This is a genomic window from Actinoplanes sp. NPDC049118 (genome assembly GCF_040648555.1).
Taxonomy (GTDB): domain Bacteria; phylum Actinomycetota; class Actinomycetes; order Mycobacteriales; family Micromonosporaceae; genus Actinoplanes.
In genome coordinates this window covers 1-20,459 of record NZ_JBEZDY010000014.1, presented here as the reverse complement: position 1 = coordinate 20,459, position 20,459 = coordinate 1, and the positions used below count along the sequence as shown (strand labels likewise).

Annotated in this window: 18 protein-coding genes; 15 read left to right on the top strand and 3 right to left on the bottom strand. The window is 73.1% G+C overall.

Going from position 1 to position 20,459, the window contains the following annotated elements; all coding sequences use genetic code 11:
- Window positions 1-2: 2 nt before the first annotated feature.
- From AB0B58_RS22625 to AB0B58_RS22610, 4 genes are all read left to right on the top strand, one after another.
- Window positions 3-485 (top strand): Lrp/AsnC family transcriptional regulator, encoded by a 483-nt coding sequence (locus AB0B58_RS22625; RefSeq protein ID WP_360226732.1) that lies wholly within the window; start codon window positions 3-5, stop codon window positions 483-485.
- Between the two features lie 76 nt (window positions 486-561).
- The gene (locus AB0B58_RS22620; protein WP_360226729.1) at window positions 562-1,629 is read left to right on the top strand and encodes a hypothetical protein; all 1,068 of its coding nucleotides are present in this window, start codon (window positions 562-564) and stop codon (window positions 1,627-1,629) included.
- Between the two features lie 82 nt (window positions 1,630-1,711).
- Window positions 1,712-3,058, top strand: a complete 1,347-nt coding sequence (locus AB0B58_RS22615) for a hypothetical protein (protein ID WP_360226726.1) — start codon at window positions 1,712-1,714, stop codon at window positions 3,056-3,058.
- A 58-nt stretch (window positions 3,059-3,116) separates the two neighbouring features.
- Window positions 3,117-4,082 (top strand): hypothetical protein, encoded by a 966-nt coding sequence (locus AB0B58_RS22610; RefSeq protein ID WP_360226723.1) that lies wholly within the window; start codon window positions 3,117-3,119, stop codon window positions 4,080-4,082.
- Window position 4,083: 1 nt separating this feature from the next.
- Here AB0B58_RS22610 and AB0B58_RS22605 read toward each other — a convergent pair whose 3' ends face one another.
- Window positions 4,084-5,253, bottom strand: a complete 1,170-nt coding sequence (locus AB0B58_RS22605) for a serine hydrolase domain-containing protein (protein WP_360226720.1) — start codon at window positions 5,251-5,253, stop codon at window positions 4,084-4,086.
- A 262-nt stretch (window positions 5,254-5,515) separates the two neighbouring features.
- Between AB0B58_RS22605 and AB0B58_RS22600 the strand changes: the two genes are divergently transcribed.
- The 9 genes from AB0B58_RS22600 (at window position 5,516) to AB0B58_RS22560 (ending at window position 17,679) form a co-directional block, all read left to right on the top strand.
- Window positions 5,516-7,066, top strand: coding sequence for a methyl-accepting chemotaxis protein (locus AB0B58_RS22600; protein ID WP_360226717.1), 1,551 nt, complete (start codon window positions 5,516-5,518; stop codon window positions 7,064-7,066).
- Window positions 7,067-7,191: 125 nt separating this feature from the next.
- A complete protein-coding gene (locus AB0B58_RS22595) occupies window positions 7,192-8,466 on the top strand; it encodes a tetratricopeptide repeat protein (protein WP_360226714.1) in 1,275 nt (424 codons plus the stop codon).
- Between the two features lie 182 nt (window positions 8,467-8,648).
- The gene (locus tag AB0B58_RS22590) at window positions 8,649-11,225 is read left to right on the top strand and encodes a fibronectin type III domain-containing protein (protein ID WP_360227327.1); all 2,577 of its coding nucleotides are present in this window, start codon (window positions 8,649-8,651) and stop codon (window positions 11,223-11,225) included.
- Between the two features lie 10 nt (window positions 11,226-11,235).
- Complete coding sequence (locus AB0B58_RS22585) at window positions 11,236-12,222, top strand: MoxR family ATPase (protein WP_360226711.1); 987 nt, start codon at window positions 11,236-11,238, stop codon at window positions 12,220-12,222.
- Between the two features lie 137 nt (window positions 12,223-12,359).
- A complete protein-coding gene (locus AB0B58_RS22580; RefSeq protein ID WP_360226708.1) occupies window positions 12,360-13,505 on the top strand; it encodes a DUF58 domain-containing protein in 1,146 nt (381 codons plus the stop codon).
- Entirely contained in the window at window positions 13,499-16,246 is a 2,748-nt protein-coding gene (locus tag AB0B58_RS22575; protein WP_360226705.1) for a transglutaminaseTgpA domain-containing protein, read from the top strand. Before AB0B58_RS22580 ends, AB0B58_RS22575 begins: the two co-directional genes overlap by 7 nt.
- Before the next feature lie 52 nt (window positions 16,247-16,298).
- Window positions 16,299-16,619, top strand: coding sequence for a metalloregulator ArsR/SmtB family transcription factor (locus AB0B58_RS22570; RefSeq protein WP_360227324.1), 321 nt, complete (start codon window positions 16,299-16,301; stop codon window positions 16,617-16,619).
- On the top strand, window positions 16,619-17,281 hold the full coding sequence (locus AB0B58_RS22565; protein ID WP_360226702.1) for a cation transporter: 663 nt from the start codon (window positions 16,619-16,621) through the stop codon (window positions 17,279-17,281). The genes AB0B58_RS22570 and AB0B58_RS22565 overlap by 1 nt, the downstream gene beginning before the upstream one ends.
- Window positions 17,281-17,679, top strand: a complete 399-nt coding sequence (locus AB0B58_RS22560) for a DUF1232 domain-containing protein (protein WP_360227321.1) — start codon at window positions 17,281-17,283, stop codon at window positions 17,677-17,679. The genes AB0B58_RS22565 and AB0B58_RS22560 overlap by 1 nt, the downstream gene beginning before the upstream one ends.
- A gap of 28 nt (window positions 17,680-17,707) precedes the next feature.
- Here the strand turns inward: AB0B58_RS22560 and AB0B58_RS22555 are convergent, their stop codons facing one another.
- Window positions 17,708-17,917, bottom strand: a complete 210-nt coding sequence (locus tag AB0B58_RS22555; RefSeq protein ID WP_360226699.1) for a hypothetical protein — start codon at window positions 17,915-17,917, stop codon at window positions 17,708-17,710.
- A 158-nt stretch (window positions 17,918-18,075) separates the two neighbouring features.
- Here AB0B58_RS22555 and AB0B58_RS22550 point away from each other — a divergent pair, with 158 nt between their 5' ends.
- Entirely contained in the window at window positions 18,076-19,335 is a 1,260-nt protein-coding gene (locus AB0B58_RS22550) for an MFS transporter (protein ID WP_360226696.1), read from the top strand.
- Window positions 19,336-19,562: 227 nt separating this feature from the next.
- On the opposite strand, the gene AB0B58_RS22545 is transcribed toward AB0B58_RS22550, so the two are convergent.
- Window positions 19,563-19,841, bottom strand: coding sequence for a hypothetical protein (locus tag AB0B58_RS22545; RefSeq protein ID WP_360226693.1), 279 nt, complete (start codon window positions 19,839-19,841; stop codon window positions 19,563-19,565).
- Window positions 19,842-19,992: 151 nt separating this feature from the next.
- Here AB0B58_RS22545 and AB0B58_RS22540 point away from each other — a divergent pair, with 151 nt between their 5' ends.
- Window positions 19,993-20,355: a DUF2203 domain-containing protein gene (locus tag AB0B58_RS22540; protein WP_360226690.1), complete on the top strand. Its 363-nt coding sequence runs from the start codon at window positions 19,993-19,995 to the stop codon at window positions 20,353-20,355.
- Window positions 20,356-20,459 lie beyond the last annotated feature (104 nt).

Sequence of the window (20,459 nt, the reverse complement as noted above, 5' to 3'; positions counted from 1 at the left end):
ATGTGCAACCCGCGGGCAACCTCGATCACGTCGACCGGCAGCTGCTCAGCGCCCTGTCCGCGGACGCCGACGTGACCAACAAGTCGCTCGCCGCCCGCCTCGGGTTGGCCGAGTCCACCTGCGCCTACCGGGTCCGGGCGCTGCGCGAGGCCGGCATCATCACGGGCACCCGGGTACAGCTGGACCTGGCACTGCTGGGATATCCCCTGCAGGCGATCATCATGGTGCGCCTGGGCAGCCACACCATGGCCAACGTCAACCAGCTGTACGACTCACTGGCGGCGACCCCGGGTGTCATACAGGCCTTCCACGTCGCGGGGGCCGACGACTTCTACCTGCACGTCGCCGTGGAGAACGCGGAGGCGCTGCGGGACTTCGTGCTGCAGCACGTCACGAGCCACCGGGTGGTGCGGCAGACCGAGACGCACCTGGTCTTCGAGGTGCGCGGCGGCGCGGGAGTGCTGGCGGCCCCGTCGGACAGGTAGGGCAGCACTTGCGCTCATGGGCGCTCGGCGACACCGTGGATCCAGCGATCAGTGTCGATCGGCAGGGAGGGTCCGCATGCGCCGCATCCTATGGAGAAGCTCCCTGGTCGCCGTCCTGGCGGCGGCCGGCGCCGTGGTGCCGCCGGTGTCCGCGGACGCCTCCCCCGCCGGGCTGTCGGAGCAGCGGCGCCTGGCCGACCGGCGGTTCGTGACGACCGGGGACCGCGCCTACGAGGTCGGCGCCGAGGACGGCCGCTATCCGGCGACGGGCTGGCACATCCGCGGCGAGATGGGCGGCTTCTGGAGCCCGCCGATCAAGCTGCTCGACGGCCTGTGGTTCGCCGTCGACGGGCAGTGGCTGAGCGGGACGCGGTTCACCAGCGGAAACGGGTTCGTCCAGCTGGAGATGGCCGGCCCCGGCGGGTCGCGGATCCGGCGTACGGATGTGGTGCCGGACGGCGGCCGGGCCGCGCTGGTCGGGCTGACCTTCGGCGGGCCCGCGCGCCGGATCGCGCTGACGGTGGACGCGCACTCGGAGCTGCTCTCCGCGTACCCGTGGGGGTGGACGACGCCGAGCCAGGAGACGGTGAACCTGCCCGACACCGGCGGGTTCGACGGGCGCAGTCTGGTCTTCCGGGAGACGGCCGCGGGCGAGCGGCCGCACGAGTACGCGGCCGTGGTCGGCAGCGCGCTCACCCCGGACGGTCACGCGCTCGGGCCCGGGCACCGCGGCCCGCAGGACCCCGCCGTGGTGTGCCCCGTGGCCGATCCGGCGCCGCCGCGCTGCGACGACGGGCCGTACGGCCGGGGCACCGGCGGCCGGCTCGACTACACGCTGGACGTGCCGCGCACCGGGCGCACGGTCTGGTTCGCGGTGGCCGGCTCGGATGACGGCGTCGCGGCGGCCACCGCCGAGTCGCGGCGCGCGCTGCGCGATCCGGCGCAGGCCTTGGCGCGCAAGGTGGCCGACCGGGCGGGCATCGCCGCGCGCACGCGGGTGGACCTGCCCGGCGACCGGCTGCTGCAGCGCAGCGTGGAGTGGTCCAAGCGGAATCTCGCGGACTCCGTGCAGGAGGCGCGCGACCTGCGGGTGTTCGCCAGCCGGGAGGGCACGCGGTTCCCGCCGCCGGGCCGGCACCGTTGACGTCGCCCGGTGGGTCGGCGCCGGATGGCCCGACTATCCGTGGATCTTCGCGACCGACGCCGAGTACACCGCGTTCGCGTCGGTGGCGGCCGGGCAGTTCGAGCCGATCAAGGCGCACCTGCGGGCGCTGCGCGACATCAGCGAGATCGTCAACGGCGGTTCCGGCAAGGTGGTACACGAGGTCACCCCGGACGGGCAGGTCTACTACGGCGCCAACGACGATCCGGGCAACACCGACGAGAGCGCCAAGTTCCCCAGTACGGTGGCGCTGATCTGGCGGTGGACCGGCGACGACGCGTTCCGCGACGAGATGTACGACTTCGCGGTGCGTGCCATGCGGCACGTGACCGCGCTCGACGCCGACGCCGACGGCTGGCCCGAGGGATCGGGCAACGTGGAGCGACCCGGCATGGGCGGGGAGAAGCTCGACGTGGCGGTCTACACCATCCGCGGGCTGCGCGACCTGGCCGACCTGGCGGCCGCCCGCGGCGACCGGACGACCGCCGGCTGGGCGAATGCCCAGGCGGACCGGCGCCGGCGGGCCTTCGAGCAGGCCTGGTGGTACGGCGGCGACGCCGACGCGTACGCCGACTCGCTGAGCGATCCCGGCAACGTCAGGGTGTTCCAGCGGCACTGGACCGGCCTCACCCCGATGGAGGCCGGGCCGCTCGCCGCCACCGGCCACGCGCACCTCGCGCTGGCCCGGCGTGAACGGGACTGCTACACCGGCGAGTTCGGCCTCTTCCACACCGGCAGCGGGCCGACCGCCGCGCCGCCCGGCAACACCGGCCCGTCCTGCGACAGCGTGGTGTCCGGCGTGCCGGCCGAGCGGGCGACGTTCTCGCTCAACACCGCGGTGATGGCCGTCGCCGAGGGCAACTACGGCCGGCTCGGACCGCAACGCCGCTACACCACCGGCAACGCCCGCATCCAGCTCGACCCGGCCGTCTGGGAGATGCCGGGCGCGATGCCGGAGGTGGCGCCGTCGCCGGACTTCGTCGCCAACATCGAACGGGACTTCCTCAGCCGGTCCAGCGTGCTGCAGGCCTGGGGCGCCTACGGGGTGCTCTGGCCCGTGGTACACCAGCAGCTCGGCGTCGACCCGGACCTCGGCCGCGGGCGGCTGTCGGTGGTGCCGGCCCTGCCACCCGGCGGGCAGCGCATCGCCGGGCACGACATCCGGCTCGGCGCCGGATCGCTCGACGTGACGGCGACCCGGACCGAGCGCACCCTCACCGTCTCGGTGCGGGCGGCGCTCCGGGCCGAGCTCACCGTCGGGGCGGTGCTGCCGGCGGGAGCGACCGTTGCCGGGGTACGGCTGGACGGCCGGCCCGCGGCGTATCGGCAGCGGAGCACCGCGCGCGGCAGCGAGGTGCTGCTGACAGCCGGTACGGGCGGACGGCACACGCTGGAGGTGGTGCTCCGCTGACGGGCGGCCCCCGATCGGGTGACCGAGATTCGGGACGCCGCTTGGGATGATGGATCGCATGGCGGCCCGGGCGACACTGGATTCGGTTCGTATCGTCCAGCAGGGCACGGAGCTGCACGTCCATGGCTGGGCCGCCGGCACCAAGGGGCTCGGCCCGGTCGTCTACCGGGACACCCCGCAGAAGTGGGCCGACGCGGTGCGCGGTGACGCGCAGCCGCCATTGGACGCGCCGGCGGTCGTCCTGGCCTGCTTCGGGCTGTTCCTCGTGGTGGCCTGGTCGTTCGTGCCCGGGCTGGGACAGGGCGCCTTTCTCGGCGGCGCCGTCGCCGTCTTCCTGATCTTCGCCGTCGTGGTCTGGCTGCGGCTGCGGTCCACCGGCTCCGCCCGGCGGGCCCGCGCCCGGCTCCGGCGGACCGGCGACGCCTACCGCCTGCTGGGAGCCGCCGAGCAGGAACGGCTCCGCAAGCTCCTGCAGACCGTCGAGAGCCTGGACGGCATCCTGGTGGACCTGCACAGATTCCAGGCCGGCGGCCCTCGGCCGATGCTGGACCTCGCCGAGCTGCAGCGGGCCGCCGCCCGGGCCCTGCTGACGGTGGCGGCGCAGCTGAGCATCCTGCAGTCCATCGGCGCCGAGCGGCGCAAGACCCGCGCCACGGCGCAGCGCCTCCGGGCCATCGATCCGGCCCTGCGCGCGAAGCTCGGCCGGGCCGACGCCGCGCTGGCCCGGAGCATGAAGCTGGTGGAGGAGGAGATGAAGCCGGTCGTCCGGGACCTCAAACAGATGACCGCCCTGGCCGGCGACATTCTCGACACCTGGCGCTACCAGCTCCGCAAGCGGGCGGAGGAGGAGCACGCGCAGCGGGTGCTGCGCGATGCGTGGACCGTGCTGGACGGCTCGGCCGACCCGGAGGAGTCGGAAGCGGACCGCGACTGGCGCAGCGAGATCATGACCACGATGCAGGCCCTGAGGGCCCTCATCGACCAGTACGGCCCGGACTTCCTGCCCCCGGCCGACTACGCGTGACTCAGCCTCCCGACCCCGTGGTGAGCAGGGCGGCGATCCGGTCGGCAACGGTCTCGGCGGAGTTCACCTGCGTGGTGGTGCGGCCCCGGGTGGTGGCGACCGCGATGGCGATGTCCCTGCCGGGCAGATAGGTCTGCACTGCGGAGTACCCGGCGAACGACGGCGTCTGCTGGATCCAACCGTCCTCGACGATGACGCCGAGCCCGAAGTGACGCTCCTCGGTCTGGCGTAGGCAGATCGCCGCCGGGCAGGTCCCGGTCGGTTCGCCGAGGCCGACGGTGCCCGGGTCGAGCTGGGTGCGCAGGGCGCCGGCGGAAACGAGGCGGCCCGTGCCGACGGCCCGCGCGGAGGTGCCCAGATCGCAGATGTTCGAGGTCAGGACGGCGCCCGCGGCGGTGCTCCACGACGGGTTCCAGTAGGTCGAGTCCTCGAACTTGCCGCGCTCGATGGTGTAGCCGTGCAGGACCGGACCCGGGATGACCGCGGAGTTCTCGCTGACGGTCGCGGAGAGGCCGAGCGGGTTCAGAACCTGCCGGCGGAGCAGCTCCTTCAGGGCGGTGCCGGTGACGCGTTCGAGGATCTGGCCGAGGATGACGAAGTTGGCGTGCGAATAGCTCCAGTTGGTGCCGGGCTCGTACCACGGGCGGCGGGACAGGGCGAGGTCGATGAGCTCCCGCTCGGTCCAGTGCTGGAACGGGTCGGCGTAGAGCCGGGCGACGAACGGCGGGTAGCTCTCGTAGTCGGGATATCCGGACGTGCTGCTGCCCAGCATGCGAAGCGTGACCTTGTCGGCCCGGGGAAGCGAGGGCAGCCAGCGCGCGATCGGCTCGTCGAGCGTCACGACGCCCCGGTCGACCAGTTGCAGCAGCAGGATGTTCAGGTACGCGATGCCGACCGACCCGACGCGGAATCGCATGTCGGTGGTCGCCGGGATGCCGGTCATCGACTCGCCGACGGCGGCGGTCACGATCTCCCGCCCGCCGACCGTCACGCGGACCAGGGCCGCGCTGAGGTCGAGCTCCCGCCGCGTCTCCTGGGCGATGCCCACGATCTTCGCGGCGGTGCCGCGCCGCTCCGCGGTCGGTACGCATCCGGTCGCCCGTCCGCCGGCGCCGGCCGGGGCGACCCAGCAGTTGGTCGCCGCCAGGACGGTGACTGTCAGAACGGACAACGCTGCTCGTCGCATTTGATCATGTTAACGATCAAGGGGATGAATGCGGCGTTTCGCCGAAACTCGCGCTCAAGCGAAGCCGGTGTGTCGTAGACCACATCCCCGGGATCCGCGATGACGGTCTCAACTCCTAGTTCCGCCTGAAGCCCAGCCGATGAGGGGGTTGTTCAGATTCAGGCTGCAGGGAGGAACAAGCGTGCGCTTCGGTCGAGCGGGTGTGGGTAGGCGGCTCGGAGGCGCGTTCTCCGTGCTCATGGTTCTGATGATCGTCGCTGCAGGCGTCGGCTGGTGGGCGATGGCGCGCCAGCAGCACGCCCAGCAGCAGCTCACCGACCTTCAGTCGGTGCAGCAGGACGTGGAACTGGCCATGTACCAGATGGCGGACATCTCCGGTTGGCAGGGCCTGGTCGTCTCCGACGTCGCCGCGTACGGCGCGAAGAAGGCGCTCAGCAAGGACAGCTTCAACCGCACGGAGGAGCTCTACGCCAAGGATGAGGTGTACGAGAGCTTCAAGAAGGCGAACACCGCACACATGACCCCCGCGGAGCGGGAGCTGTACGCGAAGCTCAAGCCCGCCTGGGACGACTTCTTCGTCTGGGACGAGAAGATCATGAAGTGGCTCGCCGACGACAGCCAGGCCGGCAAGGTCAAGGCGATGGACGCCATCAACGACGGCCCCGCGGCCGAGTCCCTCGGCACCATCTGGGACACCGCCAGCGCCCTCGGCAAGTCCGTCGACAAGCGCATGGAGGCGGCCCGCCAGGAGAGCAAGGACGCACAGCGCCTCGGCCAGTACGCCCTCGGCGGCGCGCTGCTCGTCGCGCTGGCCCTGGCGATCGCGCTGAGCATCCTGGTCACCCGGTCCGTCACCCGGCCGCTGTCGATCGTCGTCGCCGCGCTCGGCAGGCTCGCCAAGGGGGACCTCACCGCGAAGGTCGACATCCGGAGCAACGACCAGCTCGGGCAGCTCGGTGCCGCGCTGAACGAGACCGTCGACTCGCTGCGCGACACGGTCGGCGCCGTCTCCGGGCACGCCGACTCGCTCGCCGGCGCCTCCGACGACCTGTCGCAGGTTTCCGAGCGGATCGCCGCGTCGGCCGACGAGACCAGCGCGCAGGCCCAGGAGGTGACCCGGGCCGCCACGCAGGTGTCGGCGAACGTCGACACCGTGGCGGCCGGAAGCACCGAGATGGGCATCGCGATCCGTGAGATCGCGCAGAACGCCGGCGAGGCCGCCGCAGTCGCGGCCGAGGCGGTCCGCGTGGCTCAGGCGACCAACGAGACGGTCGGCAAGCTCGGCGCCTCCTCCGCCGAGGTGGGCAACGTCGTCAAGCTGATCAACGCGATCGCGGAGCAGACCAACCTGCTCGCGCTCAACGCCACGATCGAGGCCGCCCGGGCCGGCGAGGCCGGCAAGGGCTTCGCGGTCGTCGCCAGCGAGGTCAAGGACCTGGCCCAGGAGACCGCGAAGGCGACCGGGGACATCTCGCAGCGGGTGGAGGCGATCCAGGCCGACACGGCGAGCGCGGTGGAGGCCATCGAGCAGATCGCCGGGATCATCGAGCGGATCAGCGGGTACCAGACGCTGATCGCCGCCTCGGTCGAGGAGCAGACCGCGACCACCGGCGAGATGGGCCGCAACGTCACCGAGGCCGCCGACAGCAGCCGCGACATCGCGACCACGATCGCCGCCGTGGCACAGGCCGCGGAGATCACCACCGCGGGCGTGAGCCACTCCCAGCAGTCCGCGGCGGACCTCGCCCGGATGGGCGGGGAGCTGCGGGCCATCGTCGGCCGCTTCCAGCTGAGCTGACCTATTGCAGGTGCGGGGCCGGACCGGTCAGGTCCGGCCCCGCCCTGCGTTTCCGGACCGCGTCCGGGAACCGACGTGACTTTGCGTACTGGCGTGCGGCCGGTCTTCCGGGCAGCATGGCGTGCGTGTCGCAGCCGTCCCCGCTCCTCGCAGCCCGGCAGCACGCGCAGGCCCTCGCCGCTTCCGGCGCTGCCGGCCAGGCGCGCGCTGTGCTCGAGCACGCCGTCGACCTGGGCCGCGCCAATCTCGGCGAGGACGATCCCGAGGTGCTCGCCACCGCGCAGCAGCTCGCCGCCGTGCACCGGCAGGCCGATGATCCGTCGGGCGCGCGGCGGGTGCTGGAGGAGGCCTACGCCGCCGGGCAGTGGCGCCTCGGCGACACCGACCCGGTGATGCTGGGGATCTCCTTCGACCTCGGTGTGGTCGCCGAGGAGATGGAGAACCGGCACGAGGCCCGGCGGGCCTTCACCCGGGTGGCCACGCACGGCCCGGCCGTGCTCGGCGCGGATCACTGGGCCGTCGTCCGCGCCCGCTCCTACCTGGGGGAAGACCCTCCGACGGTACGCCTGGAGGTGCCCGCCGCCGAGCAGCATCGGTCCGCGGCACCGCCGCAGCGCCAGGCGCCACCCGAGCAGCCGGCGCCGCAGCACTTCCCCGCCCCCGCGCCGCAGCACTTCCCCGCCCCCGCGCCGCAGCACTTCCCCGCTGCCGCGCCGCAGCACTTCCCCGCCCCCGCGCCGCAGCACTTCCCCGCTCCCGCGCCGCAGCACTTCCCCGCTCCCGAGCCGCCGACGGAGCCGCGATACGAGCCGCCGGCGCCCGGCTACGACCGTTCCGTGCCGCCGGGCGACGGGCAGGGCGCGCCGCCCGCCGAGCCACGCCGCTACGAGCAGGCACACCACGATCACGGCCGCTACGGGCAGCCCGCGCCGCCGATCACGCCGGCCAAACCGGACGAATCGGCGTACACGAAGAAGGCGCCGGCCCTCTTCGCGGCGATCGCCGCGGTCCTCGGGGTGATCATCGCCGTGGTCGCTTTGGTCATGGTCCTCGCCGATCGCGGTGACGATCCGGACACCGATGTGCCAACTCTCAGCGGCCCCGCCCCTACGGATGTGCGCATGCGCGACTACGGATCGTCGGTACAGCTGTACTGGAGCGATCCGGCCAACGGCCGCGCGTCGTTCGTCGTCACCGGTGGCCGACCCGGCGAACAACTTCGGCCGATGGGTCAGGTGGGTCCGACCACGACGTCTTTCGATCTCAACGGACTCAACGCTGACCTGGACTATTGCTTCGCGATCGTGGCGGTCTACAGCACCACCCAGTTCTCCACCTCGCCGCAGACCTGCACCAGTCGATCGACGAAGTCCAGCCCGCGGTCGCCCGGCACGCGATGATCACTCTCGGCGATCTTCGCAATCCACAACCGTGACCTAGCGGGTGTCCACAACAACGCGCAGCCCCCTATGATGGCCTGCGTCCTACGGGCAAACGGGGAGGTACGCAGGCCGTGGCCAGTGCAGATGTCGTGGTGGAGCAGCACAGGCGCCGATGGCGCAGTCGCGGCGGCCTCGTCACCATGGGCACCGTCCTGAGCCTCGTCATCGGTCTCGGCCTCACCGTCCTGGGCCTCGGCGCCGCCGACCAGGCCGTCGCGAGCTTCGATGCCGCCTCCTGGGTCTGGAGCAAGACCAAGGGCGAGGTCGCCCGCATCAACGGCGTCACCGCCCGGGTCGACACCCGGGTCGACGTGCCCAAGGCCCGCGGTCACGAACTCCAGGTCACGCAGAACGACCGGTTCGTCATCCTGCGCGACCAGCAGACCGGCGTGATCAGCTCGATGGACCTCACCAGCCTGCAGGTCTTCGTGCGGCAGACGAAGACCGCCGGCATCGGCGTCAGCGTCGCGCTGCACGAGGACTCCGCCTTCGTCATCGACGCCGTGCAGGGCGAGGTGAGTCAGCTCGACCCGCGCACGCTGACCCCGATCGGCCAGTCCCTGCGCTTCCCGCCCGGCATCACCGGCGGGGTCTTCGACGGCAAGGGCCGGCTGTGGATCGCCGCGCCCAGCGAGGGCACGGTCACCGCGATCACCGCCGCTCCCCTGCCGGACGACTCGGCCGCCGGCGGCGGCGGCGAAACCCCGGCCGGCCCGAGCCGGGTGCGCACCGACCCGGTCGCGCCGGCGAGCCACGACCTGGCCATCTCCACCCTGGAGAACGGCGTCGCCGTGCTCAACCGCACCACCAACGCGCTGACCACGATCCGCGACGACAACAAGGTCGTCACGCCCCTGCCGCTCGCCGGCCCGGGCACCCTGCCCACGCACACCGAGGGCGCCGTGGTGCCGGTAACGGTCCCCGACGCCCGCCACGTCTACGCGGTGCGCGACGCCGCACCGGTCGCGGACTTCGCGGTGCCGGGCGACGGCGACGGCGCCGAGCTGCAGCCCGCGGTCGCCTGGGAGGGCTTCTTCTACGTCGCCGACGAGTCCACCGGCACGGTGCACGTCTTCGACGCCGCCGGCCGCGAGCAGAAGGGCATCGGCTTCAAGACCCCCGGCCCGCTCGAGCTCGAGGTCCGGGAGAACTACCTGTTCATCAACGCGCCGGACTCGTCGACCGCCCGCGTCGTCGACAACGCGCACCGGGTGCGCATCGTCGACAAGTACGCCGACGACGTCCTCGGCGGCGACCCGCCGCCCACCCCGCCGGACCCGCCGCCGCCCCCGCCGAAGCCGAAGAAGCCGCCGGTCAGCGAGCCCGGTGCGCCGCGCAGCGTGCGCGCCGCCGCCGGCAACGCCGAGGCCCGGGTGACCTGGCAGGCCGCGTCCCCCAACGGCGCCGCGATCACCAGATACGTGGTCGAGGGCGCGGGCCGGACGTTCCAGGTCGGCGCCAACCAGCGCGCGCTCAACGTCACCGGCCTGACCAACGGCGAGACCTACAGGTTCGCCGTGCACGCCGTCAACAAGAAGGGCGACGGCCCGGCCCGCACCAGCAACTCGGTGCGGCCGACGGCCGAGGTGCCGGACGCGCCGGCCTCCGCGAGCGCCGAGGCGAAACCGGACGGCACCGTCCGGGTCAGCTGGCCGGCCGCGAACGGCCAGGGCCTCGACATCGTCCGGTACTCGGTGACCGCCGTCAGCGACGGCACGTCGGCCCCGATCGGTGAGGCCAAGGGCGAGACCGGCCTGACCGTCAAGGACGGCGAGCTCGAATACGGCAAGCAGTACGCGTTCACCGTGGTGGCGATCAACGAGCGCGGTGCCGGCTCCAAGGCCTCGCCGATCAGCAACAGCGTCGTGCCGTTCGCCCGGCCCGGCCGCCCGGAGAACCTCGACGCGGCGACCGCCAGCGACCAGGCCGGTGCGATCAAGGTGACCTGGACGGCACCGGCGGAGAACGGCCGGCCCATCACGAAATACGTGGTCGCGGCGGGCGGCAGGAGCACCGACGTCACCGACGGCACCGGGGTCACCCTCAACGGCTTCGGCACCGGCGAGAGCATCGCCGTCGAGGTGCGGGCCGTCAACGAGGCCGGCGACAGCGAGGCCGCGACGGCGACCGCCAAGACGCTGCCGAAGCCGGTCGTGACGGTCACCGGCTCGTCGGCCACGTTCAACTCCGCGACCGTGAGCTTCAGCGTGGAGGCCGGCGGCGCGACGCCGACCTGCTCGGTGAAGACCTCGGACGGCGGCACCGCCTCCGGCAGCTGCTCCAGCCTCAAGGTCACCGGCCTGAAGCCCAGCACGGACTACACCCTCACCGTGACCGCGAAGACCGCCGCGGGCACCAGCGACCCGAAGTCGAAACGGCAGCAGACCGACGCGCTGTTCGGCACCGCCACCTGCCGAAACGGCGAGAACGGCGACACGGCGACCTACTGCGACGAGGACCGGGCCGGCCGCAACGGCAACGAGATCTTCAGCGTGACCCGGCAGGACAACGACAATCAGGTGGGCTGGGCCAAGCCCGGCACCCGGCTCGAGGCGTACTGCAAGGAGAAGGGCACCTCGATCGACTCCTACATCTACAACAGTCACAAGGAGTCCACCTGGTGGATCCAGGTGAACTACAAAGGCAAGAACTACATCCCGTTCGCGTGGTTCAACCTCGACGGCGGCGACGACGTCAACGACCTGCCCAGCTGCTGAGGATCCGACCGTGAGCACCGAACCCCTTCCGCCCCAGCACATCCAGGGCTTCGCCGCCGTTGCCGCGCAGCTCGCCGACCGGATCGGCACCGTCGTGCTGGGCAAACCCGAGGTGGTGCGGCTCGCGCTCACCGCCTTCTTCGCGCAGGGCCACGTGCTGCTCGAGGACGTGCCCGGCGTCGGCAAGACCACGCTGGCGCGGGCGCTGGCGGCGGCGGTGCGCGGGCAGTGGCGGCGCATCCAGTTCACCCCGGACCTGCTGCCCTCCGACGTCTCCGGCGTGACGATCTTCAACCAGGCGAGCCGTGGCTTCGAGTTCCACCCCGGCCCGGTCTTCGCCAACATCGTCATCGCCGACGAGATCAACCGCGCCTCGCCGAAGACGCAGTCGGCGCTGCTGGAGGTCATGGAGGAGCGCCGCGTCACCGTCGACGGCGTACCGCACCCGGTGCCGCAGCCGTTCCTGGTCGTCGCGACGCAGAACCCGGTCGAGATGGACGGCACCTACCGGCTGCCGGAGGCACAGCTCGACCGCTTCCTGGTCAAGCTGTCCGTCGGCTACCCCGCCGAGGACGTCGAGGTCGAGGTGCTGCGCGGGGCCGCGCTGCGCTCACCCGACACCCTGGAACCGGTCACCGACACCGCCACCGTCGGCGAGATGGTGCGGATGGCCCAGCGGGTGCACATCGCCGACCCGCTCTACACGTACGCGGTGCGCCTCGCCGCCGCCACCCGCGACCACCCGCAGGTCCGCGTCGGCGTCAGCCCACGCGGCGTGATCGCCCTGACCCGGGCCGCCTGCGCCTACGCGCTCATCAGCGGCCGCGGCTACGTGCTGCCCGAGGACCTGAAGACGCTTGTCGAGCCGGTGTTCGCGCACCGCGTGCTGCTCTCGCCCGACGCACAGCTGCGCGGCGTCACCGCCACCGAGGTGCTGGACGACGCGGTGCGCTCGGTGCCCGTCCCGCTGCCCGACAACCAGCGCGTCGGGGCTTGACGTCCTTCGCTCGAGGAAGGAGCGGGCGCAACCGTCCCCAGCCGGACGGAGGTAGCTGCGCCTAGAAACACATGACCGAACGCGCCGATGTCCGACCCCAGCCGAAGCCTGGCAAACCCGCAACGGGACCGTCCCACGTGAGGCGTCTCGGCGGGGTCACCGCGCGCGGTGTCGGCGTGCTCGGGGCGGCGGTCGCGCTGCTGTTCACCGGGTTCCGCTTCGGCTATCCGGATCTGGCGCTGCTGGGCACCGCCGCGGCCGTCGCCGTCGTGTCCGGCGTCGTCTTCGCGGTGTGGCGCCCGGGACTCGGCGTCGAGCGGGTCGCCGAGCCCGACCGGGTCGCCCGCGGCGAGCCGGCGAACATGACGCTGACCGTGCGCAACACGAGCAGGCTGCGCGCCGCGAACCTAGTCGCGGTCGACCGCTGCGGCGCCGCGAGCGTGCCGGTTCCGCTGCTGCGGCTGCGTCCCGGCCGGGACACCACCGTGGTCTATCCCGTGCCGACGCGGCGCCGCGGCGTCGTGCCGGTGGGGCCGCTGCGGGTCACCCGCGGCGATCCGCTGGGCCTGATGACGCTGTCGCGCACGTACGGCGACGCCACGACCGTCTGGGTGCACCCGCGCATCCACCTGCTGCGGGCCGTGCCGGCGGGCATGGCCCGCAGCCTCGACGGGCGCATCGACAAGGTGCCGCAGGGCACCATCACCTTCGATTCGCTGCGCGAGTACGTGTACGGCGACGAGCTGCGCCGGGTGCACTGGCGCAGCTCGGCCAAGGTCGGCGAGCTGATGGTCCGCGAGCAGCTGGACACCAGCGAGCCGACGATCATCGTGCTGCTCGACGACCGCGCCGCGGCGCACCCCCACGTCAAGGACGGCACGGCCGACTCCTTCGAGGCCTCGTGCGAGGCGGCCGCGTCGATCGTCGCCGCCGCCGCGCGCGAGGACCTGCCGGTCGCCCTGCATCTGGTCTCCGGACCGGCGCCGGGGCCGTTCCTCGACGTGCTCACCGAGGCCACGCTGCGCGCCGGCGATCTGACACAGACCCTGCGCAGCCTGCGGCAGAACCGGCTCGGCGACACCCTCGTCTACCTCACCGGGCCCGGCGGCCGCGCGGACCTCGGCGCGGTGACCGGGCTGCGCGGCGCGTACCCGGTGGTGATCGCGGGGCTGTTCGGCGACCCGGACGCGGCGCCGGTGACGGCCGGCGGCGGCCTGATCGTCATCGAGGCCGAGGACGGCGAGCAGTTCGCCGGCGCCTGGGACGGGGTGCGCGGATGGTGAGGTGGCTGCGCGCCGCGGTCGTACCCGCGGTGCTCGTGGTGTTGATCGGCCTTTCGGGGGTGGTCCTCGGCCGGATCTATGCGGACGCGCTGCTCATGCAGGTGGTCGCCGGGGCGGCGCTCGGGTCCGTCGGTGTGAGCGTCGCCGCTCGGCGGCTGCCTTCGTGGACGGTCGCGCCGCTGTCGGTGCTGCTGCTCGCCGGCTACACGCTCGCGACGCTGCGGCTTGCCGCCGGACGCGCGGAGCTCACCGACCCGCTGCCGGCGATCGTCCCCGACGCTCTCAGGAACGGCATCCCGCGGCTGCTGACGGCCATGATCCCGGTCGAGTCGACGCCGGACACGGTGGTCGTGCCGGTCGTCGCGGCGTGGCTGGCCGGCCTCTCCGGCGCCGAGGTCGCGGTGCGCTCGGGCCGGGTGCTGCTCGGCTGCGTGCCCGCCGCGGCGCTCTATGGCGGCGCGCTCTACGTCGTCGGCCCGAACGCCGGAAGCGCCGGGTGGCCGACGATCCTGTTCGCGACGCTGGTCGTGCTCGCGCTCGCGGTCACCACGCGGCCCGCCGCGGCCCCGGCGCTCGACGACGTGCCGTCGAAGACCCGCGCGGCCGTGCGCGGCCGTGCGCTGGCCGGTGCGGCCACCGCCCTGGTGGCCCTCGTCGGCCTGATCGTCGTGGTCGGCCCGTGGGTCGGTGACCGGGTCTCCGCGACCCCGGTCGACCCCCGCAAGTACGTGGAACCGCCGCAGGTCGACAGCCTCGACGAGAGCCCGCTGAACCGGATCTCGGGCTGGGCGCTGGCCCCGCGGCAGCGGCTCCTCGAGGTCGGGCCCGCCACCGGCAAGGGCCCGCTGCGGCTGCGACTGGCCGTGCTGCCGGACTACGACGGCGTGACGTGGCGGGTCGGCGCCGTCTACCGCAACGCGGGACGGGTGCTGCCGGCGACGCCAGCGCCGCCGGACGTGCCGGTGCGGCGGGTCAGGCAGGACATCGTGGTGGATGAGCTGACCGGGCGGCTGCTCCCGGTCGTGCCCACCCCGACCGGCGTCGACGGCGCCCGGGTCGCCTACGACGCGGCGACCGGCACGCTGATCTGCCCCGGGGGCCTGCGGCAGGGCCTGCGCTACACGGTCACCTCCGAGACGCGGGAGCCCGACTACAACCTGCTGCCGACCGCGGACTCGCCGACCGGCGACGCGGTGGCCCGCTTCCTCAAGGTCGGCGCGGGGGTGCCGGATTCGATCCAGCGCCTCGCCAACCAGCTGTCGGACGGCAACGCGGGCGCGTACGACCGGGCGGCGGCGATCGAGGGGTTCCTGGCCGAGCACTACCGCAAGGTGCCGGACGCGCCGAGCGGGCACGCGTACCCGAATCTGCAGTTCTTCCTGCTGGGCCCCCGCGACCAGGGCGGCCAGCGCGGCACGTCGGAGCAGTTCGCGGCGTCGTTCGCGCTGCTTGCCCGGCTGACCGGGCTGCCGACCCGGGTGGTCGTGGGCTTCGACGCGCCGAGGGCGGGCGGCATCGTCACCGGCGCCGACGCGATCGCGTGGCCGGAGGTGCTCTTCGAGGACCTGGGCTGGGTGGCGTTCGATCCGATGCCGCAGGGCGACCAGACGCCGCGGCCGGTCGAGGAGGACTTCACGCCGAAGCCGTCGACACCGCCGCCGACGTCCGAGCCGCCACCGGCGAGCGAGGCACCCAGCGCGTCCGCTCCACCGGTGCTGGCCGACGCCCGCATCCGGGAGGCCGGTGGGCCGCCCGCGGCGCTGGTGGCCACCGGCGCATCGGGGGCGGTGCTGCTGGTGCTGTTCGCGGCGGCGGCGACCGTCGTTGTCATGCGGCGGGGTCTGCGACGGCGACGGCTCGAGGTGGGTGCACCGGACGAGCGGATCAACGGGGCGTGGTTCGAGTTCACGGATGCGCTGCGGCTGGCCGGACGGCCGGTGCCGGCACACCTCGCGGCCACGGAGGCGGCGGCCTTCGCCGCCGAGCCTCCGGCGGGCGGCAGGACCGGCAGGCCGAAGCCGTCCGGCGCGGCAGCGCCGGGGGACGCGACAGACGGCGGGGCGAAGCGGCGGCGGCTCGGCCGCAAGACTGCGGCGGCCGGCACGTCATCGGCGCAAATCGGCACGGCTGAGGCCGGCGCGACGCACGCGGAGTCGGCGCAAACCGGCGCGCAGGCCGGAGCGACGGTGGCCGGCCCGGCCGTGACCGGCGCGCCACCGACCGGCCCAGCAATGACCGGCACGACGGTCGCCGGCGCGGCACCGGCCGGCCCAGCAATGACCAGCACGGCAGTCGCCGGCGCGGCACAGGCCAGCTCAGCTGTGAGCGGCACGGCGGTCGCCGGCGCGGCAGGGGCCGGCGCCGCATCCGCTCACCCGGCACAGGCCGGCGCCGCACCTGCGCGCGTGACACAGGCCGGGACGGCGGCGGAGCCTGTTGGGGGCGTGGCCGCGGAACCGGCCGGATGGGCCCCGCAGGGCGCGACCGACCGGCCGGCCCAGCCGCCCGTGCGCGCCGCAACGCCGCCCGACGGCTATGCGATGCCACCCCTGGACGAACTGGTCGCCGCGGTGAACACGGCGGCGTTCGCGCCGGGCGCGGCCGACGAGCAGCAGGCCGAACGGGCCGGCAGCCAGGCCGTCGCCTACGCCGAGGCGCTGCGGTCCAGGCGCTCCTGGTGGCGGCGCGCCTGGTGGAGCGTCCACCCGGGTCCGCTGCGCTGGCACCGCGACGGTCGTTGATTCAGCCTCCCCTGAATACAGCGATTGCTGTACTGTCCGGTGCGTGGAGACGATGACGCACGGGCAGGTACTGGCCCGCTTCGGGCATGCCCTGTCCGACCCGAACCGGGCCCGGCTCCTGCTGGCGCTGCGGGAGGCGCCGGGCTACCCCGCCCAGCTCGCCGACCTGCTCGGGGTCACCCGGCAGAACCTGTCCAACCACCTCGCCTGCCTGCGTGGCTGCGGGCTCGTCGTCGCGACCCCCGAGGGCCGGCGCACCCGCTACGAGCTCGCCGACGACCGGCTGCGGCACGCCCTCGGCGACCTGCTCGGCCTCATCCTCGCCGTCGACCCCGCCACCTGCCCGGACGCGGCGACCAAGGACTGCTGCTGATGGAGCTGCGCCAGATCGAGGCGACCGCCCCGCGCCGGGCCCTGCTCGCCCGGCGGATCCGGCTGCTCGTCGCGGCGACGATCACGTACAACGTCATCGAGGCGATCGTGGCGATCGGCGCGGGCACGGCGGCGTCGTCCACGGCCCTGATCGGCTTCGGCCTGGACTCCGTGATCGAGGTGTCCTCGGCCGCCGCGGTCGCCTGGCAGTTCGCCGGGCGCGACCCGCAGGCCCGGGAGCGGACCGCGCTGCGGATCATCGCCTGCTCGTTCTTCGCGCTGGCCGCCTACGTCACCGTGGAGTCGGTGCGGGCCCTGATCGGCGGCGCCACCGCGGGCGAGTCCCGCGTCGGTCTGCTGCTCGCCGCGCTGTCCCTGCTCGTGATGCCCACCCTGTCGTACGCACAGCGCCGCGCCGGGCGCGAGCTCGGCTCCCGCACGGCGGTCGCCGACTCGAAGCAGACGCTGCTCTGCACGTACCTCTCCGCGGTCCTGCTTGTCGGGTTGGGTCTCAACAGCCTGGGGTGGAGCTGGGCCGACCCGGCCGCCGCCCTGATCATCGCCGCCGTCGCCGCCTGGGAGGGCGTTGCGGCGTGGCGCGGAGACGCCTGCTGCGCCCCGGTGCCGGGCGAGTGCGCCGACGACTGCTGCGCGGCCCGCTGATGCGGGGCTGGCTCGTCGGGCTCGCCGTCGCCGTCGGCTGCCTGGTCCTCAGCTGGGCGCTGCTGCTGGTGCTAGCGCGGCGACTGCCGCCCGGAATTCTGCGCGATCTCGCCGCCTTCATCCCCGACTGCGTCACCGCCGTGCGGCGGCTGCGCAAGGATCCGCGGGTACCGCGCCGGGCGAAGGTGGCCATCGTGATCGCCGGGATCTGGGTGGCCAGTCCGATCGATCTGATCCCCGAGTTCATCCCGGTGATCGGCCCGCTGGACGACATCGTGGTCGTCGCGCTGGCGCTGCGCTACGCGGGGCGGCAGGTGCCGCGCGAGGTGCTGCTCGCGGCCTGGCCCGGCGAGCCGCGGCTGCTCGAACGCCTGCTCGGCCCCGCGAAGGCCGAGTGAGCAGTCAGGCGTCGAAAAGGCTCGGTGATCAGCGGACCGGCCGTTCCTTGATCTCGTCGCGCCGGGCCGTCAGCGCGGCGAGGATGGCCTCCTGCTCCTCCACCTCGGTGAGCAGCAGCGACACCTCCGCCGCGTCGGTCGGATAGTCCGAGCGGTCGCCGATCCGGCGGCGCAGCCCCCGGACCTGCTCCTGCAGGTCGGCGATCTCCCTGTCCAGACGCTCCGGCTCCGCACCCATGGCTTCACGTCCTCTCGTCTCGTGCGGTCGTATACCCGCTCTCGCCGCCGCATAACGCCGGGCAGGCGACGTGCCGGTGGCCCAGGTCACCTTGGCGGGCACCCCGGCCGCCGCTCGCGGCGGCATCGACGAGGCTCTGCGGGGAGGTCCGTTCTGACATGAGTGCCGCCCGCGATGTGACCGAGCACGACCCGGCGGCGCCCGCCGTGACCCGCAGGTTCGCCGCGCTGCGCAACCGGCACTGCCGGCCGTACCTGTTCGGGGCGGCGATGGCGATGATGGCCGACAACATCGAGCACGTCATCACGTACTGGGTGCTCTGGGAGAAGTTCCACTCCCCCGCCCTGGCCGGCTTCCAGGTGATCAGCCACTGGGTGCCGTTCCTGCTGTTCTCGGTCTACTCGGGCGCCCTGGCCGACCGGTTCGACTGCCGCCGGGTCATCCAGGCCGGGCAGGCCCTGTTCATGATCGTGTCCGCGACCTGGGGCGTGCTGCTGCTGACCGACTCCCTGGAGATCTGGTCCGCGTGCGTTCTGCTGGTGTTGCACGGGATCGCCGGATGCCTCTGGGGCCCGGCCGAGCAGTTGATGCTGCACGACTTCGTCGGCAACGAGGGTCTGCCCAGCGCGGTGCGGCTCAACGCGACCTTCAAGAGCCTCGGCGTCCTCTTCGGCCCGGTGATCGGCTCGGCGCTGCTGCTCGGTCTCGGCCCGACCGCCGGCATCTTCGCCAACGTCGCCTTCTACCTTCCGCTGACGTTCTTCCTGTTCCGGACGAAGTTCACCGGCCACACCCGCGACATCGGGATTCCGCGGCCCCGGATGGGCCTGTTGGATTCGGTACGCGTGCTGCGCGACATCCGCGCCAACCGCACCCTCCTCAGCATGATCATCCTGGGTGGGCTGGGCTCGTTCTTCGTCGGCGCCTCGATGCAGTCGTCGATGCCGATCTTCGCGCAGGACCTGGGCGCGGGCGGCGCCGGCACGGCGTACGGGATCCTGCTGTTCGCCAACGGCGCGGGTGGGGTGATCGGCGGGGTGCTGCTCGAGGCGACCGGGCGGATCCGTCCCACCGTGGCCGCCGCCGTCGTCAGCACCGGCGTCTACGGCCTCAGCACCCTGCTGTTCGCCGCCTCCGGCAGCTACCCGCTGGCGTTGCTCCTGCTGGTGATCGGCGGCGTCGCCAACCTGGCGTCCATGTCCATCGGGCAGACCCTCGTGCAGCTGCTCGCCCCGCCGGCCGACCGGGGCCGCGTCATCGGCGTCTTCGGCATGTCCGCCAACGGCCTGCGCTTCGGCAGCGGCATCACGGTCGGGCTCTTCGGCGGTGTCGTCGGCATCCACTGGTCGCTGGGGCTCAGCGCCGCCGCGCTGGTCGCGGGAACGTTGCTGGCGGGCCTGTCGGCCCGCCGCCCGTAAGACGGCGACCGGGCATCCCGGGCACCGATGCCGCGGGGCTTGACCCCAGCGACGCGGGGATCAAGCCGAGGCGGCGGCCAGGGCCGGCCGCCGCGAAGGCCGACTGCCTTGTGCCCGCGCCGTGTTCACCCGGGATCGCGGCGTCTCGTCGGGGGTCGGCGCAGGCGGGGAGGTCCTGTCGGGACCGGTCTCGACAGGACCTCCCGGCGCGGCCGCCGGGTGCGGCGTCAGAAGGGTGCGGGCCCGCGACCGACCAGCGACATCAGCACCTGGGTGGCGAGCAGGCGCCGGATGCCGGTGACCGCGACCGCGCCGATCTGCTCATAGGGCAACTCCAGTTGCAGCCCATCACTCGCGTTGCGGAGCTCCGTGCTGACCTGGTCCGGGCGGAAGGTGCCGCTCCAGCCGTTGAGATCTCCGCGGTGATTGGTGCCGAGCGAAGCCATGCCGTCCACGCGCGCGCCGTCGACGAGGATCAGTGTTGCGGGACCCGAGTAGGTCGTCATAGTAATCAACCGTAACGGCTCCGCCCCGGTCGTGGCCCCGCGCGGGTGATACCTGGGCCCCGGCCTGGCTGTTTCGATGGACTTCAGGCCGCTGATCAAGGTGAGGCCGGCACCGGCGACAGCCGCGGCGGCGGGATGACAGACTGCCCTCATGGGTTTGTTCACGCTGGCGCAGGCACGGATGGAGCTGGCCGGGCTGCGGCCGCTGCTCGACGAACTCGTCGTCGTCCGGGCCGACGTGGTCGAGCTGGCCGCCGCCCTGACCACCGGCGGGGAACCGACCGAGCTCGGCGGCCTGCCCGAGCTGAAGGCCGCGGAGGCCAGGCTCAACGAGCTGATGACCGAGGTGCAGCAGACGGGTGCGGAGCTCAAGGGCGTGGCGCCGCTGCTCGTCGACTTTCCCTCCGATCTGGACGGTGTTCCGGTGCTGCTGTGCTGGCTGGAGGGCGAGGACGCGCTGGACTGGTACCACCGCCTCGACCTCGGCTTCGCCGGCCGGCGCCGGCTGCGCTGACCCGGCCGGGAACGCGGTCGAGCCGCCCGGCTGGTTGGCCGGGCGGCTCGTGGGGTCATGCGGGTCGTGCGGGGTGGTGGGTTACTTGATGGTGACGTTGAAGG

Coding starts and splice junctions, on each gene's coding strand:
- AB0B58_RS22560 (WP_360227321.1), top strand. CDS start 17,281: ATGCGGGGCTGGCTCGTCGGGCTCGCCGTCGCCGTCGGCTGCCTGGTC.
- AB0B58_RS22600 (WP_360226717.1), top strand. CDS start 5,516: ATGATCGTCGCTGCAGGCGTCGGCTGGTGGGCGATGGCGCGCCAGCAG.
- AB0B58_RS22575 (WP_360226705.1), top strand. CDS start 13,499: ATGGTGAGGTGGCTGCGCGCCGCGGTCGTACCCGCGGTGCTCGTGGTG.
- AB0B58_RS22545 (WP_360226693.1), bottom strand. CDS start 19,841: ATGACGACCTACTCGGGTCCCGCAACACTGATCCTCGTCGACGGCGCG.
- AB0B58_RS22570 (WP_360227324.1), top strand. CDS start 16,299: ATGACGCACGGGCAGGTACTGGCCCGCTTCGGGCATGCCCTGTCCGAC.
- AB0B58_RS22610 (WP_360226723.1), top strand. CDS start 3,117: ATGGCGGCCCGGGCGACACTGGATTCGGTTCGTATCGTCCAGCAGGGC.
- AB0B58_RS22555 (WP_360226699.1), bottom strand. CDS start 17,917: ATGGGTGCGGAGCCGGAGCGTCTGGACAGGGAGATCGCCGACCTGCAG.
- AB0B58_RS22620 (WP_360226729.1), top strand. CDS start 562: ATGCGCCGCATCCTATGGAGAAGCTCCCTGGTCGCCGTCCTGGCGGCG.
- AB0B58_RS22540 (WP_360226690.1), top strand. CDS start 19,993: ATGGGTTTGTTCACGCTGGCGCAGGCACGGATGGAGCTGGCCGGGCTG.
- AB0B58_RS22550 (WP_360226696.1), top strand. CDS start 18,076: ATGAGTGCCGCCCGCGATGTGACCGAGCACGACCCGGCGGCGCCCGCC.
- AB0B58_RS22590 (WP_360227327.1), top strand. CDS start 8,649: ATGGGCACCGTCCTGAGCCTCGTCATCGGTCTCGGCCTCACCGTCCTG.
- AB0B58_RS22565 (WP_360226702.1), top strand. CDS start 16,619: ATGGAGCTGCGCCAGATCGAGGCGACCGCCCCGCGCCGGGCCCTGCTC.